Genomic DNA, 15,690 nt, shown 5'->3' on the forward strand with positions numbered 1-15,690 from the left:
AAAGGAGTCATCGACATGCCTACATTCCCCGACCAACAGCTGTACATCGGCGGCCGCTACGTTCCCTCGCAGGGCGGGCGCACCTTCGAGGTGGTCAACCCGGCCACCGGCGCGGTGCTGGCCAAGGTGCACAGCGCCAACAGCGACGACCTGGATGCAGCCGTGGAAAGCGCACAGGCCGGCCAGAAGGTGTGGGCCGCGCTGACCACGGTGGAGCGCTCGCGCATCCTGTTGCGCGCCGTTGCCCTGCTGCGCGAGCGCAACGACGCGCTGGCCGAGCTGGAAACGCTCAACACCGGCAAGCCGCTCAGCGAAACGCGCAGCGTGGACATCGTCACCGGCGCCGACGTGCTGGAGTACTACGCCGGGGTGATGCACGGACTGGAAGGCAGCCAGGTGCCGCTGCGCGAAGGCAGCTTCTTCTACACCCGGCAGGAACCGCTGGGCGTGGTCGGTGCCATCGGCGCATGGAACTACCCGATCCAGATCGCGCTGTGGAAGGCCGCCCCGGCGCTGGCCGCCGGCAACGCGATGATCTTCAAGCCCAGCGAAGTGACGCCGTTGACCGCGCTGAAGCTGGCCGAGATCTTCACCGAAGCCGGCCTGCCCGATGGCGTGTTCAACGTGCTGCCCGGCGACGGTGCCGGCGTGGGCACGGCGCTGACCGAGCACCCCGGCATCGAGAAAATCTCGTTCACCGGTGGCACCAGCACCGGGCGCAAGGTGATGGCCAGCGCCTCCAGCTCCACCCTCAAGGAGGTGACCATGGAGCTGGGCGGCAAGTCGCCGCTGATCATCTGCGCCGACGCCGACATCGAGCTGGCCGCCGACGTGGCGATGATGGCCAACTACTACAGCGCCGGCCAGGTCTGCACCAATGGCACCCGGGTGTTCGTGCCGCAGGCGCTGCTCACCGACTTCGAGCAGGCGCTGAGCGAGCGCATCGCGCGCATCCGCATTGGCGATCCGTTGAACGAGGACACCAACTTCGGCCCGCTGGTCAGCGCCGCGCACATGCAGCGCGTGCTGGACCACATTGCCAGCGGCAAGGCCGAGGGCGCGCGCCTGGTCTGCGGTGGCGAGCGGCTCACCGACGGTGCATTCGGCAAGGGCTGCTATGTGGCCCCCACGCTGTTCAGCGACTGCCGCGATGACATGCGCATCGTGCGCGAGGAGATCTTCGGGCCGGTCCTGAGCCTGCTGGCCTACCAGACCGAAGAGGAAGCCGTGCGCCGCGCCAACGCCACCGAGTACGGCCTGGCCGCGGGCGTGGTCAGCAGCGACCTGAGCCGCGCGCACCGCCTGATCCACCAGCTGGAGGCCGGCATCTGCTGGGTGAACTGCTGGGGCGAATCGCCGGCGCAGATGCCGGTGGGCGGCTACAAGCAGTCCGGCGTGGGCCGCGAGAACGGCTTGGCCACGCTGCGCGCCTACACCCGCACCAAGTCCATCCAGATCGAACTGGACCGCTACGCGTCGGTGTTCTGAACCGGCCTGACAGGAGAACACCGCGATGAAGCGCGAATACGACTACATCATCATCGGCGCCGGCTCGGCCGGCAACACGCTCGCAGCGCGCCTCACCGAGGACGACGGCGTGAGCGTGCTGCTGCTGGAAGCCGGCGGCCCCGACTACCGGCTGGATTTCCGTACCCAGATGCCGGCCGCGCTGGCCTACCCGCTGCAGGGCCGCCGCTACAACTGGGCCTATGAAACCGAGCCGGAGCCGCACATGGACAACCGGCGCATGGAGTGCGGGCGCGGCAAGGGCCTGGGCGGCTCGTCGCTGATCAACGGCATGTGCTACATCCGCGGCAACGCGCTGGACTTCGACAACTGGGCGCGGTTCGACGGCCTGGAGGACTGGAGCTACCTCGATGTGCTGCCGTATTTCCGCAAGGCCGAAACGCGCGACATCGGCCCCAACGATTACCACGGCGGCGAAGGCCCGGTCAGTGTGGCCACCCCGAAGAACGGCAACAACGTGCTGTTCCACGCCATGGTGGAGGCCGGCGTGCAGGCTGGCTACCCGCGCACCGACGACCTCAACGGCTACCAGCAGGAAGGCTTCGGTCCGATGGACCGCACGGTGACCCCGCGCGGTCGTCGCTCCAGCACCGCACGTGGTTACCTGGACATGGCCAAGGACCGCGCCGGGCTGGAAATCGTGGTGCATGCCACCACCGACCGCATCCTGTTCGCCGGCAAGCGCGCGGTGGGCGTGCGCTACCTGGCCGGCAACAGCGCCGAGCCGATCGATGCCACCGCGCGCCGCGAGGTGCTGCTGTGCGCCGGTGCCATCGCCTCGCCGCAGATCCTGCAGCGCTCCGGCGTGGGCGCCCCGGCGCTGCTGGCCGCGCTCGGCGTGCCGCTGGTGCACGACCTGCCCGGCGTGGGCGAGAACCTGCAGGACCACCTGGAGGTGTACATGCAGTACGCCTGCAAGAAGCCGGTGTCGCTGTACCCGGCGCTGCAGTGGTGGAACCAGCCGGCGATCGGTGCGGAGTGGCTGTTCGCCGGCACCGGCATCGGCGCCAGCAACCAGTTCGAGGCCGGCGGCTTCATCCGCACCCGCGACGAATTCGAGTGGCCCAACATCCAGTACCACTTCCTGCCGGTGGCGATCAATTACAACGGCACCAATGCAGTCAAGGAACACGGGTTCCAGGCGCATGTGGGCTCGATGCGCACGCCCAGCCGCGGCCGCGTGCATGCCAAATCGCTGGACCCGCGTGAGCATCCGTCGATCCTGTTCAACTACCAGTCCACCGACCAGGACTGGCAGGAATTCCGCGACGCCATCCGGATCACCCGCGAGATCATCGCCCAGCCTGCGCTGGACGAATACCGGGGCCGCGAGATCAGCCCGAGTGCGGACTGCAAGACCGATGCGGAGCTGGATGCATTCGTGCGGGCGCGGGCCGAGACCGCCTACCACCCGTCGTGTTCCTGCGCGATGGGCACCGATGCGATGAGCGTGGTGGACGGCCAGGGCCGCGTGCACGGCATGGAAAGCCTGCGCGTGGTGGATGCCTCGATCATGCCGCGCATCATCACCGGCAACCTCAACGCCACCACCATCATGATCGCCGAGAAAATCGCCGACCGCATCCGAGGCCGCGCCCCGCTGCCGCGCAGCACGGCGGATTATTACGTGGCCGGGGATGCGCCGGTAAGGCGCTGAAACCGCGGCGAAAACGGCAGGCGCCCACCGTTGGTGGGTCCCGATACCGTTGGATCCTGAGCAGCCGGCCAGCGGCCGGCACTACCGGGTCATGCGACCGGTACGGCCGGCGCCACCCGCCGTGCGGTCACCGTGCTTCCCACCGACGCCACCACCGTGCAGCCAATGGCCGCCCACTGCAGCGGGGTGAGGTGCTCGGCCAGCAGGCCCATCGCCAGCAACGCGGCCACCGCCGGTTCCATGCTGATCAGGATGCCGAACGTCTCCTTCGGCAGCCGCTTCAGCGCCATCATCTCCAGCGACATCGGAATCGCGCTGGAGACGATCGCCACGCCCAGCCCGAACAGCAGGATCTTCGGGTCCAGCAAGGCCATGCCGGCGTGCGCGATGCCCACCGGCACCACCACCAGCGCCGCCGCGCACAACCCCAGCGACACCGTGTGCCCGGCATGCAGATGCCCTGCCCGCTTGCCGAAGATGATGTACATCGCCCAACAGGCGGCCGCGCCCAGCGCGAACATCACCCCCACCGGATCCAGCGGCGCGCCATGGCCCAGCGGCAACAACAGCAGCAGCCCGACCACCGCGCAGCCCACCCAGACAAAATCGATCGGCCGGCGCGAGGACCACATCGCCACCGCCAGCGGCCCGCAGAACTCGATGGCCACCGCGATGCCGAACGGGATCGTGCGCAACGCCATGTAGAACAGCAGGTTCATCACCCCCAGCGTGATCCCGTAACGCAGGATCGCCCCGGCGTCGGCGCGCGTGGTGGTCCAGCGCCACGGCCGGAACACCGCCAGCAGCACCAGCGCCGAGAACCCCACGCGCAACGCGCTGGTGCCCTGGGCGCCGATCAGCGGGAACAACTGCTTGGCAAACGAGGTGCCCACGGACAGGGCGGTGACCGAGCCGAGCACGGCCAGGACGGGAATGAGCGAAGCGTAGCGGGAGGTCGACATCCGGCCAGCATATTGCGTAGCGGCCGAAGGAGATGCTCAATTGCAGGCGCCTTCCTGCATGTTTCACTCACCCATGACCGCCGCGTACGCCCCCGACGAATTCGACCGCGCCATCCTGGCCATCCTGCAGCGCGACAACACCACCGCCCAGCGTGAGATCGCCGAGACCGTGCACCTGTCCGCGCCGGCCGTGCAGCGCCGGATCAAGCGCCTGCAGGAAGCCGGCTTCATTCGCGCCAACGTCGCCGTGCTCGACCAGAACCGGCTGGGCCGCCCGCTGACCATCATGGTCGAGGTGCGCGTAAGCAGCGAACAGCCGCATCGGGTGGCCCCGTTCCGCCGCCGCGTGCAGGACGACCCGGCCGTGCAGCAGTGTTATGCCATCACCGGCGACGCCGACTTCCTGCTGATCCTCACCGCCGCGTCCATGGAAGAGTACGAGGCCATCAGCGAACGCCTGTTCGGCAACGACGACAACATCGAGCGCTACCGCACGGCGGTGGCGCTGAGCACGTTGAAGCGCGGGCTGGACGTGCCGCTGTAGGACGGCCGGCGCGCCCGCGAGGGGTGCACCGGCCACCCGCGCGCTCAGGGCACGCGCGTGAAGTGGATCGTCATCAGGATCGGCTTGCCGTCCTTGCTGAAGAACGCCTTGGACTCGGTCATCCGGTTGCCGTCGCCGGCGACGGTATAGATGCGCGTGGAGGCTGGCGTGCCGTGGTCCACCAGCTGCATCACCAGCACGTTCGGCGCGGGCATGCTGAGCGAGGCCACGTCGGCGCCGTAGTTGCCCACGATCGGGCCGGGCGTGCCATCCAGCGGCAGGGTGCTGTCGGCGGTCATCTTTCCGCCCTTCGGATCCACGATCTCGGCCCGGGTGGTCCAGCGGCCGGCGCCTGCATCCTTGAATTCCAGCAGCACACTCTTGGGTCGGTCGGCCGCCGGCATCGGCAGCGTGGCGACATCGATGGCCCAGCGCCCGGCCAGTGGAGACGCGGAGGGCGTGGCGGCAAACAGCATCAGCGGCGCGGCCTGCAGTACGGCCGTGGTCAGGCAGACGGCGAACATCCTCTTCATGGAAGCTCCTTCCTGGGTGAGTGCACGGCGCGCGCCGTGCGAGGGGCAACGTGGCAGGTTCAGCCCCGCACCGCCGCCTCGATGGCGGCCACGTCGATCTTGCGCATGGTCATCATCGCCTCGAACGCGCGTCTGGCCACTGCCGGATCCTTGCTGGTGACCGCCTCGGTCAACACGCGCGGGCTGATCTGCCAGGACAGGCCCCATTTGTCGCGGCACCAGCCGCAGGCGCTTTCCTGGCCGCCGTTGCCGACGATGGCGTTCCACAGCCGGTCGGTCTCGGCCTGGTCTTCCGTGGCGATCTGGAAGGAAAACGCCTCGCTGTGCTTGAACGCCGGCCCGCCATTGAGACCGATGCACGGGATGCCGGCCACGGTGAAGTCCACGGTCAGCACGTCCCCCTGCTTGCCGGACGGGAAGTCACTGGGCGCATGGTGCACGGCGTTGACCGCGCTGTCGGGGAAGGTCTGGGCGTAGAACGTGGCCGCGTCCAGCGCGGTGCCGTCGTACCAGAGGCAGATCGTGTTCCTGGCCACCATGGCGGTCTCCTGCAGCGATCGAGTGGGGCCAGCCTACGTCCGGGGATGTTAAGCCGCTGCCCAGCAGCGCCAGACCCAAGCGCGCCAAGGGAGCCGGCGGTATCCAGGCAAGGGCCGGTGGCGCCGTCCGAATTGCTGATAAGACTGATTCGCATTAACATGGCGTTATCCCGTCCGCGCCAGGGAGGCGCTGCGGCGATCAGTGCCTGCGCCCGCGCCTTGTCCTGCAAGGCCTCCGCCAGCCGCGTACTGACCCCCACCCACTGCAGCGCGCCGGGCCACCGAGGATGTCGGCCATGGGCGTGCTGCCGCCCTGGAACCGCCGATGACCCGTTCTTCCGTTGTGCTGCCCCGCCTGCTGCCGCAGGCCCGCCTGACCCAGGCCCTGCTCGCTGCGCTGTGCGCGCTGGCTGCTGCCCCCGCGTTCGCGCAGGACGCCCCTGTCGATGCCACCACCCTGGACAAGGTGGTCGTCAAAGGCGAGCGCGCCGAAGGCTACTCCGTGCGCAAGACCTCGGCCGGCACCCGCTTCAACCTGGCGCCGCGCGAGATCCCGCAGTCGGTGAGCATCATCAGCCACCAGCGCATCGAGGACCAGAACCTCGACGACATCATCGACGTGCTGGCCAACACCACCGGCGTCAGCAGCACCCAGTCCGATACCGAACGCACCGAGTTCTACGCGCGTGGCTTCTACATCGACAGCTACCAGTTCGATGGCCTGCCCACGCAGATGGTGCAGAACTGGAGCTACGGCGATTCCGGCCTGGACCTGGCCCTGTATGACCGCGTGGAAGTGGTGCGTGGCGCCACCGGCCTGCTCAGCGGCGCGGGCAACCCGTCCGCGTCGGTGAACCTGATCCGCAAGCATGCCGACAGCGCCGAACTCACCGGCACCGTGTCGGTCAACGTGGGCAGCTGGGGCCGCACACGCAGCACCGTGGACGTGACTACCCCGCTGAACGCCAGCGGCTCGGTGCGCGCGCGCGTGATCGGCAGCTACCTGGATACCGACGCGCAGATGGACCGCTACAACCAGCACAAGACGCTGGGCTATGCGGTGATCGACGCCGACCTGACCCCGGACACGCAGTTGAGCGTGGGCTACGACTACCAGCAGAAGCGGGCCAACGGCGCCACCTGGGGTGGCTTCCCGATGCTGTACTCCGATGGCACCTCCACCGGCTACGACGCATCGTTCAACGCCAGCCCGAACTGGACCTACTGGGACACCACCAGCAAGCGCGCCTTCGCCAAGCTGGAACATGGCTTCGCCAACGGCTGGACGTTCAAGATCGGCGCGACGCACGACGAGAGCAAGGCCGACGACAAGCTGTTCTACCCGGCTTACAACGACTGGACCTCGGGCGCGTCGAACTTCGACAAGACCACCGGTGTCGGCATCTCGCCGTCGGCCGGCTTCTACAACACCGAGCGCAAGGTCAACGCGGTCGATGGTTTCGTGGACGGTCCGTTCCAGCTGTTCGGCCGCGAGCACCAGTTCATGGCCGGCCTCAGTTACAACAAGCGCGAGTACGCCAACTACGGCGACTACCAGGTAGGTGGCCCAAACCTGCCGTGGGATCCCTTCACCAGCTACCTGAACTGGAATGGTGACATCGCCGAGCCGAACTGGAATGCGCTTGCACTGGCCAGCCGCGGCACCATCACCCAGAAGGCCGGCTACGCCGCCACCCGCCTGTCGCTGGCTGACCCGCTGAAGCTGATCATCGGCGCGCGCTACACCGACTGGAAGAGCGAAGGCGAAGACGCCGACCGCTCGCACAAGGTGACCACGCCGTATGCCGGGCTGGTGTTCGACATCAATGACACCTACTCCACCTATGCGTCCTATACCGAGATTTTCCAGCCGCAGATGCTGAAGAACCGCACCGGCAGCTACCTGGACCCGGTGGACGGCAAGAGCTACGAAGTGGGCGTCAAGGGTGCATGGTTCGACGACCGCTTGAATGCCTCGCTTGCCGTGTTCCGTATCGAGCAGGACAACGTGGGCCAGTCCACCGGCGAACCGGTGGTGGGCGGAACGGGCGGCGAAACTGCCTACATCGCCGCACGCGGCACGGTCAGCCGGGGTTTCGAGTTTGAAGTGAACGGCGAACTGGCCCCGGGCTGGAATGCCACCTTCGGTGCCTCGCGCTACGTGGCCAAGGACATCAACGACGCGGACATCAACACCAACCTGCCGCAGACGACGATCAAGCTGTTCACCAGCTACACCCCGCAGTCGCTGACGGCGCTGACCGTGGGCGGCGGTGCCAACTGGCAGAACCGCATCTACTACCCGGTGCCCGCGTACGGCCGCATCGAGCAGGGGGGCTACGCACTGGTCAGCGCCTTCGTGCGCTACCGCATCTCGCCCGAGTTCAGCGTGCAGGCCAACCTCAACAACCTGCTGGACAAGACGTACTTCTCGCAGATCAACGGCTACGGTGCCTACGGCGACGGCCGCAACGGCTCGATCACGTTCAACTGGTCGTTCTGACCGGTCATTGACCGCAATCGGACACCAGAGCGCCGGGCACTGCCCGGCGTTCTGCGTTCTGCACGACGCGCGGGGGATGCGCAGCCACGCATGGCGTGGCTCTACCGGCTGCGGCGCGGTGCGTCGCGCGGCCACGCCTGGCCGGGCGCCGGTAGTGCCGGCCGCTGGCCGGCAACCTCATGAACGATGACGGTCTTGCCTGGTTGCCGGCCAGCGGCCGGCACTACGGTCGGGCGCGCAGCAGCGCCAGCCCGAAGCCGATGAAGATGGTGCCCACCACGCGATCAAACACCTTGCGCAGGCCCGGGCGCGCCAGATAACTGGCCAGGCCGCGCCCACCGGCGGCGTACACCGCGTACCAGAACATCTCCATCAGCGCGAAGGTTCCCACCAGCACCACGAACTGCGGCAGCTGCGGCTGGCCGAGGTCGACGAACTGCGGCAGGAACGCCGACGCGAACAACAGCAGCTTGGGGTTGCTGATGCCGATGATGAAGCCATCGCGGAACAGGATGCGCCGCGAGCTGGGCGCGATCGTTGCCGCGCTGCCCACGTCCAGCGGCGCGTCGCCGCCACGCCAGGCCTTGATGCCCAGGTAGACCAGGTAGGCCACGCCGGCGTAGCGCAGCACGTCGAACACCAGCGGCGAGGCTTTCAGCACGGCGCCCAGGCCGGCCGCGGAGATCGACAGGGCCAGCACCAGCGCCGTGAGGCAGCCGGCCATGGCCGCGACGCTGCGGCGGAAGCCGACCCGCACGCTGCGGGTCATCACGTGCAGCATGTTGGGCCCCGGGGTGCCGCACAGGACGAACACGGTGACGGCGAAGATCCACCAGGTATGCAGGTTCATGGCAACAACGTTCTGAAGGGAGTAAAGCCGGGCGCTGCCCGGCTGCACATGATGCCTGACGCGGCCGCCGCCGTAGAGCCGGGCTCTGCCCGGCTGCGATAGGCCAATCACGTAGAGACGGGCTCTGCCCGGCTGCGATGGGCACGGCCAACCCACGTAGAGCCGGGCTCTGCCCGGCTTGCATCGGCTACGCGATCGGTATGGCCAGCCGGGCAGAGCCCGGCGCTACGTGGCTGCGACCGGCAGCACCAGCCGGGCAGAGCCCGGCGCTACGTGGCTGTGATCGGCAGCGACAGCCGGGCAGAGCCCGGCTCTACGCCGTGCCACCGGCCACGGCCCGGGTGCCGACCGTGGCCGGTGGGTCAGCGCCGGATCAGAACCGCAGGTCCGCGCGCATGTACCAGTAACGGCCACGCGGGATGTCGTAGGTGGACGCGTCGTAGCCGTTGAGCGAGCACGACAGGCAGATCGGCGGATCCTTGTCGAACACGTTGTTCAAGCCGGCGCTGAGCTGCAGGCCCTTCATCCAGTCCACCTTGTAGCCCACCTGCAGGTCATGGAAGGTGGTGGCATCAAGCGTGTTGGTGCCCTCCTGCTGGTTGCTGCACACCGGGAAGGCCACCGCGTCGCCGCAGTCCTCGGTCAGCTCGGAGATGTGCCGCACGGTCCAGGACGCGCTCCAGTTGGCCAGGGCCCAGCTCAGCGTCGCGTTGCTGGTCCACTCCGGGATCGAACTGTCGGCCACTTCCACGCCCGGCTTCTGCGGCTGCCGCTGGCCCGCCGCGCCCAGTGCTTCATAGCGCCCCACGAAGGTGTTCTGCCAGCCCAGCTTGAACTGGCCGATGTCGCTCTGCGGGAACGTCCAGAACAGGTCCACGTCCCAGCCGTCGGTCTTGATCGAGCCCAGGTTGGTGAGCCGGTTGTTGAAGCTGCTCACCGCACCGGTGGACGCGCGGCTGATGCCCTCGCAGTAGACCGGGTCCAGCGTTTCAACGCACAGGTCCAGCTGGGTCTGCGCGTTGATGGCCTGGATGGCGCCTTCGATGGTGTGGCGGTAGAACGTCACTTCCACGTCGAAGCGCTCCGACCACGACGCATCGTTGCCGAACCACGGGCTCCACACGAACCCGGCGCTGAAGCTGCGCGAACGTTCCGGATCCAGTTCGGCGTTGCCGCCGGTGGTGACCGAGATCTGCGAGTTGGCCTGTTGGAAGCCGGTCGGTACGCCGAGCGCGGCGCAGTTGGCCGGGTTGCCACGCGGTGCGGTGCCGCCCAGGCCGATCGAGCACGGGTCGAACAGCTGCAGGTCGGCACGCGCCGCCGAGCCATACAGCTCACCGATGGACGGTGCGCGGAAGCCTTCGGCGTAGCTGGTACGCAGCACGAAGTCATTGGTCACCTGCCAGCGCAGGCCGTACTTGGGGGTGAACTCGCCGCCGAAGGTGGAGTAGTCCGAGTAGCGTCCGGCCAGGCTCAGGTCGAGCTTCTCGCCGATCGCGCTCTTGGCGAAGATCGGCACGCTCAGCTCCAGGTACGCTTCATTGACGTCGTAGGAACCGGACGTGGGCAGCGATGGCACGCCGTTGTAATGGCCGATCACGGTGAGCGGATCGGGATCGTAGCGGCCCTCGTACTTGCGGTACTCGTAGCCGGTGGCGAACGACACCGGGCCGGCCGGCAGGTTGAACAGGTCACTGCTCAGGTTGGCGGTGAACAGGCTCAACTCGTTCTGGCTGCGGTCGCGCACCACCGGCTGGATCCAGTCCAGCATCGCCGGGGTGATCGACCCGGCGCCCCCGAAGATGTTCAGCGGCACGCAGCCGGGCGTGGCCGCGCAAACGGCCGGGTCGCCCAGGGCCATGTTCACTTTGAAGATGTCATAGCTGCCGTAGTTGGTCTGCTCGGCCTTGTTCTTGCTGTACATGCCGTTGACGTCCCAGAACCAGCTGCGGCTGCCGGCCTCGAACTGGCCCACCAGGCCGGTGGCGAAGTACTGGGTGTTGACCTCCTGCTCGAAAATGCGCGCGCCGCCTTCCACCGGGCGCCGGCCGATCAGGCTCATGTTGCCCGAGGACACCAGGTCGAACCCGAACGGGTTGTACGGGTTGAGCGCGGACACCACGATGTTGTCGGCCAGCGGGTTGCCGGTGGCGCCATCGGGGCCGAAGAACAGCGGCTCCGGGCCGGCCTGGTTGGTCGATTCGCGGCGGTTGCCCAGCGCCTTGATGTACCACTGGATGTTGTCGGTGATGTCGAAACGGAACTGGCCGAAGATGCCCTTACGTTCCGACGGCGTCAGCACCATGTTGTATTCGGCGAAGTTGAAGCGGTCGGCCGAGGTGAAGCAGTGGTAGTCGTCGGTGCGGCTGCAACCGGCACTGCCGTCGTATCGCGGGTTGCTCACCCCGGTGTTGGGCACGATGTCCTGCTCGGCGCCGGTGTTGGGGTCGACGAAGGCGAAGCGGCCCTGCGGAATGCCACCGCTGCCGAAGGCCAGCCCGGTACCCGGGATCGGGAAGCGCGACTGCTCGCGATCGCGTGCATACACCGGGTCCTGCTTGGTCCAGCTGGCGCCCAGGAACAGGGTGTAGCGGTCGCCGCTGGTACCCCAGGCCAGGTCCACGCCCTTCTGGGTGCCATCGCCCTTGCTGTACTCGCCGTAGTTCAGCGTGACCTGGCCGCCATCGAATTCGCGCCGGGTGATGATGTTGACCACGCCGGCGATGGCGTCGGAGCCGTACAACGACGACGCGCCGTCTTCGAGCACTTCGATGCGCTCGACGATCGCCAGCGGAATGGTATTGAGATCGGTCGCCGCGCCCACGCCGGAGGCCGAGGATTCGTTGACCCAGCGGATGCCGTCCACCAGCACCAGCACGCGCTTGGCCCCCAGGTGGCGCAGATCGACCTGGGCCGAACCGGCGCCCACGCCGCTGCCGTCAGGCGGGAAGCCGAAGTTGCCGGAGGAATTGAATTTGGCGTTCAGCGCCGACCCGGACCCGGTGAGCTGCTGCAGCACTTCGCCAATGGAGTTCATGCCGGTGCGTTCGATCTCGGCCCGGGTCAGGGTCTGGATCGGCACCTGGCCTTCCACTTCGGCGCGCTTGATGCGGCTGCCGGTCACCTCGACGCGGTCCAGCTCGGTGGTGGTACGGGGCGCTTCCTGCGCGCCGGCCAGCGCGGGCACTGCCAACAACAGACACAGCGATACAGCGACCGCCAAGGGGCGGTAGTGCAGGTCGTTCATTCGCTCTCTCCACAAAGGAATGTTGGTCTGGGCTGCCGCACCCCCCTGCATGGCGGCAACGTCTCCTTTGTAAACAAACGGTAAACGGACCGACGTGATGGTCGACACTCTTTCACGCCGATGCGACAAATCCGAACAGGCAACATGCCCGCCCTGCAAGGCTTTCGGGAGGCCGTCGTCGCTACGTACCGCGCAACGAGGCGTGGTCTGGAACTGACGCAACACGCATCAACGCGCGTGCGCGCCGCTCAGTCGTCCGAGTCGATCCCCAGGCCCGACATCAGCCCGGCGTTGTCCACGGCAACCATCACCTCGGCCAGGGCTTGGTAATCGGTGTCCCCGGTGGTGCGCAGCCGCACGGTCGGGCGCTGCTGAGCCGGCAGGGTGGAAAAGGCCTGCAGTTGCGCGGCCACTGTGCCCAACGGCAGCGGGACGCCGTTCCAGCGCAGGTGATTGGCCGCGTCCAGCGACAGTTCGATCGGGGGCGGATGCGGCGCATAGGCCTCCGGACCGCACCATGTGCCCTGCGGCAATGGCAGGGCCAACGGTCGCTGCAGCATCGGGAACGTGGCCACGACCACCACCAGCACCACCAACATCACATCCACCAACGGCGTGAGGTTGGGCATGGCGATGGGGCCGCCGGGCCTGTTACCTGGAAAAACCATCCGCTGCGTCCTGCACCAAGGTGGATGGCCCATCGTGCCATGAAAGCATGGCCCGTCCGCACGGACAGGCCACGACCGTGGTCAGGGACGCACGAAGGCGATGCGCTCCAGGTGCGCGTTGCTGGCAGCCGCCAGCACCTTGGCCATCACCGCATACTCGGCGTCGGGGTCGGTGGCGATGCGCAACTCCGGCAGGTTGCCGGCGTGCGCCTGTGCCTGGTCCTGCATGCGTGCCTGCAGGGAGGCCACCGGCACCACCTGCCCGTTCCAGGTGACCTGGTTGGACGCATCCACGCGCAGCTCGATCGGCGGCGGTGGCTCGATGGGCGGCACCACGGAGGTGGTGCGTTGCGGCAGGTTGACCGGGATGGGCAAGGACACCATCGGGGCGGTCACGATGAAGATGATCAACAACACCAGCATCACATCGACCAACGGGGTGACGTTGATCTCGGCCAGTGGTCCAGACGTAGCGGCTGCGCGGAATGCCATGCTCTGTCTCTCCCTGGAGCGGGCTGCCCCATGGCCGACACTACGCCGGGCGCGGCCGGTCTTCACGGCACTGTGCGGCGCTCGTTCATGATCGAGTCGGCTTGCCCTCACCGCCCTTCACCGCACGCCGTTATGCTTTCGGCCATGACTCGACTTCCCCTGTATTTCCTCAGCGCCTCCGTCCTGCTGGCCTGCACCGGGGTCAGCCCGGTGGCCGATGCACAGAACCTGGATGCGCAGCGCGCGCAGCTCAAGGCAGCCATCGACAACGCCGAGCGCGGCCAGTACGACCCGGCCCAAGCCGCAGCGCTGGCCAGGCATCCGCTGTACGGCTGGCTGGAATACGCCAACCTGCGCCGGAACATCGACACGGTCAGCGCCACGCAGGCGCAGGACTTCCTCAAGCGTTACAACGGCCAGGCCGTGGCCAGCAGTTTCCGCAGCGTCTGGCTGCCGGCCCTGGCACGCCGCCAGGACTGGCCCACGCTGCTGGCCAACTGGGTGCCCACCGACAATGTCGGGTTGCGCTGTGCCCAGCTCAACGCACGCCAGGCCACCGGCAAGGCCGACGCACAGTGGACCAGCGAGGCCCAGGCGATCTGGCGCAGCACTGGCAAGTCGCTGCCCGATGCGTGCGATGCGGTGTTCGCCGTGCTCGATGCCAAGGGCGGCCTGAGTGCCGACCTGCGCTGGGCACGCATCGATGCGGCCGCCGACGAACAGCAGCCGGCGGTGATGCGCAGCGCCGCGCGCGGCCTGCCCGCCGCCGACCTGGCCCTGGCCAACACTTATGCCGCCTTCGTCGACAAACCCAATGCCAGCGCCTTGAACTGGCCACGCAATGAACGCAGCAGGCGCATCGCCACCGACGGCCTGGCCAAGCTGGCCAAGGCCGACCCGGCCGCCACCGAGCAGCAGCTGCCGCAGTACGCCAACGCGCTGCAGCTGAGCGCGGCCCAGCAGGCGCAGGTGCTGTACCAGGTGGCGCTGTGGACGGTGGCCTCGTACGGCCCCGAATCGGCGCGCCGCCTCAACGCGGTGCCCGATGCGGCCTACGACGAGCGCCTGCACGAATGGCGCGCGCGCGAAGCGATGTCGCGCGGCGACTGGCCGCAGGCGCTGGCCGCGATCCGCAAGATGGGCCCGACCCAGCGCAGCGACTCGCGCTGGCGCTACTTCGAGGCCCGCATGCTGGAGAAAACCGGCAAACGCAGCGAGGCGCAGCCGCTGTACCGCGAGGCGGCACGTGCGGCCACCTTCCATGGCTTCCTCGCCGCCGACCAGCTCGGCCAGTCCACCTACACGCTGTGCCCGTGGGAACCCAACGACAGCGCGCAGGCGCAGGCGGCGGTCGCCCGCGACCCGGCCATCGTGCGGGCCATGGAGCTGTTCAAGATCGAACGCGCCGGCTGGGCCGTCGCCGAGTGGAATGACGCCCTGAGCCGCTACGACACCACCCAGCGCCGCATCGCAGTGGAAGTGGCGCGCGACAACGGCTGGTTCGACCGTGCGGTGTTCTCGCTGGGCAAGACCCCGGACGAGCAGCGCCTGTATTCGCTGCGCTTCCCGCTGCACCACGACGACGCCATCCGCCGCGAATCGGCCCGCAACGCGATCGACCCGGCCTGGGTGGCCGCCGAGATCCGCGCCGAGAGCATCTTCAACCCGAAGGCGCGCTCGCCGGCCAACGCCATGGGCCTGATGCAGGTGCTGCCGGCCACCGGTGCCAGCGTGGCCAAGTCGATCGGCCTGACCAACTACGGCGGTGCCGCCAGCCTGTACGACCCGGACACCAACATCGCCCTGGGCACGGCCTACCTGCGCCAGCTGATGAACAAGTACGAGGGCCTGCCGTACATCACCATCGCCGCCTACAACGCCGGCCCCACGCCGACCGCGCGCTGGCAGACCCAACGCCCCGGCTTCGACCCGGACATCTGGATCGAGACCATCAGCTACAAGGAAACCCGCGAGTACGTCGCCCGCATCCTGGCCTTCAGCGTGATCTACGACTGGCGCTTGAACGGCAACGCCCTGCCGGTGACCGACCGCATGAACGGCCGCCTGCAGGCCAAGCGCAAGAACTTCGCGTGCGCGGCCAACGCAGACAAGGGCGGCGACTGACCGGCCCGGGTATGCCGGCCGCTGGCCGGTGTCCCGACGATCCC

General features: G+C 67.9%; 12 protein-coding genes. 5 read left to right on the top strand and 7 right to left on the bottom strand.

Annotation, left to right across the window (positions count from 1 at the left end):
* The first annotated feature begins 15 nt into the window (after positions 1 to 15).
* A complete protein-coding gene (gene betB, locus AC1DCJ_RS18120; RefSeq protein ID WP_313246763.1) occupies positions 16 to 1,488 on the top strand; it encodes a betaine-aldehyde dehydrogenase in 1,473 nt (490 codons plus the stop codon).
* Between the two features lie 25 nt (positions 1,489 to 1,513).
* Positions 1,514 to 3,184 carry a choline dehydrogenase gene (gene betA / locus AC1DCJ_RS18125; protein WP_137190348.1) on the top strand — a complete coding sequence of 557 codons (1,671 nt, stop codon included), beginning with the start codon at positions 1,514 to 1,516 and terminating at the stop codon, positions 3,182 to 3,184.
* 89 nt (positions 3,185 to 3,273) lie between these two features.
* Here betA and AC1DCJ_RS18130 read toward each other — a convergent pair whose 3' ends face one another.
* Entirely contained in the window at positions 3,274 to 4,146 is an 873-nt protein-coding gene (locus AC1DCJ_RS18130; RefSeq protein ID WP_313246760.1) for an EamA family transporter, read from the bottom strand.
* A gap of 73 nt (positions 4,147 to 4,219) precedes the next feature.
* On the opposite strand from AC1DCJ_RS18130, the gene AC1DCJ_RS18135 reads away from it, so the two are divergent.
* Positions 4,220 to 4,690: an Lrp/AsnC family transcriptional regulator gene (locus AC1DCJ_RS18135; protein ID WP_038686253.1), complete on the top strand. Its 471-nt coding sequence runs from the start codon at positions 4,220 to 4,222 to the stop codon at positions 4,688 to 4,690.
* 44 nt (positions 4,691 to 4,734) lie between these two features.
* Here AC1DCJ_RS18135 and AC1DCJ_RS18140 read toward each other — a convergent pair whose 3' ends face one another.
* On the bottom strand, positions 4,735 to 5,223 hold the full coding sequence (locus AC1DCJ_RS18140; protein WP_313246757.1) for a LuxR family transcriptional regulator: 489 nt from the start codon (positions 5,221 to 5,223) through the stop codon (positions 4,735 to 4,737).
* Positions 5,224 to 5,282: 59 nt separating this feature from the next.
* Complete coding sequence (locus tag AC1DCJ_RS18145; protein WP_478071597.1) at positions 5,283 to 5,762, bottom strand: VOC family protein; 480 nt, start codon at positions 5,760 to 5,762, stop codon at positions 5,283 to 5,285.
* 325 nt (positions 5,763 to 6,087) lie between these two features.
* Between AC1DCJ_RS18145 and fhuE the strand changes: the two genes are divergently transcribed.
* Entirely contained in the window at positions 6,088 to 8,265 is a 2,178-nt protein-coding gene (fhuE, locus tag AC1DCJ_RS18150) for a ferric-rhodotorulic acid/ferric-coprogen receptor FhuE (RefSeq protein WP_478071598.1), read from the top strand.
* 223 nt (positions 8,266 to 8,488) lie between these two features.
* Here the strand turns inward: fhuE and AC1DCJ_RS18155 are convergent, their stop codons facing one another.
* The 4 genes from AC1DCJ_RS18155 to AC1DCJ_RS18170 form a co-directional block, all read right to left on the bottom strand.
* Positions 8,489 to 9,115 (bottom strand): LysE family translocator, encoded by a 627-nt coding sequence (locus tag AC1DCJ_RS18155; protein ID WP_137190353.1) that lies wholly within the window; start codon positions 9,113 to 9,115, stop codon positions 8,489 to 8,491.
* A 373-nt stretch (positions 9,116 to 9,488) separates the two neighbouring features.
* Positions 9,489 to 12,362 carry a TonB-dependent receptor plug domain-containing protein gene (locus tag AC1DCJ_RS18160; protein WP_137190354.1) on the bottom strand — a complete coding sequence of 958 codons (2,874 nt, stop codon included), beginning with the start codon at positions 12,360 to 12,362 and terminating at the stop codon, positions 9,489 to 9,491.
* Positions 12,363 to 12,610: 248 nt separating this feature from the next.
* Positions 12,611 to 12,991, bottom strand: a complete 381-nt coding sequence (locus AC1DCJ_RS18165) for an ExbD/TolR family protein (protein WP_314405397.1) — start codon at positions 12,989 to 12,991, stop codon at positions 12,611 to 12,613.
* A gap of 120 nt (positions 12,992 to 13,111) precedes the next feature.
* Positions 13,112 to 13,522: an ExbD/TolR family protein gene (locus AC1DCJ_RS18170; protein WP_478071599.1), complete on the bottom strand. Its 411-nt coding sequence runs from the start codon at positions 13,520 to 13,522 to the stop codon at positions 13,112 to 13,114.
* Positions 13,523 to 13,654: 132 nt separating this feature from the next.
* Between AC1DCJ_RS18170 and AC1DCJ_RS18175 the strand changes: the two genes are divergently transcribed.
* Positions 13,655 to 15,646 carry a transglycosylase SLT domain-containing protein gene (locus AC1DCJ_RS18175; protein WP_478071600.1) on the top strand — a complete coding sequence of 664 codons (1,992 nt, stop codon included), beginning with the start codon at positions 13,655 to 13,657 and terminating at the stop codon, positions 15,644 to 15,646.
* The last annotated feature ends 44 nt before the right edge of the window (positions 15,647 to 15,690 follow it).

The organism is Stenotrophomonas sp. 10N36 (assembly GCF_056395005.1).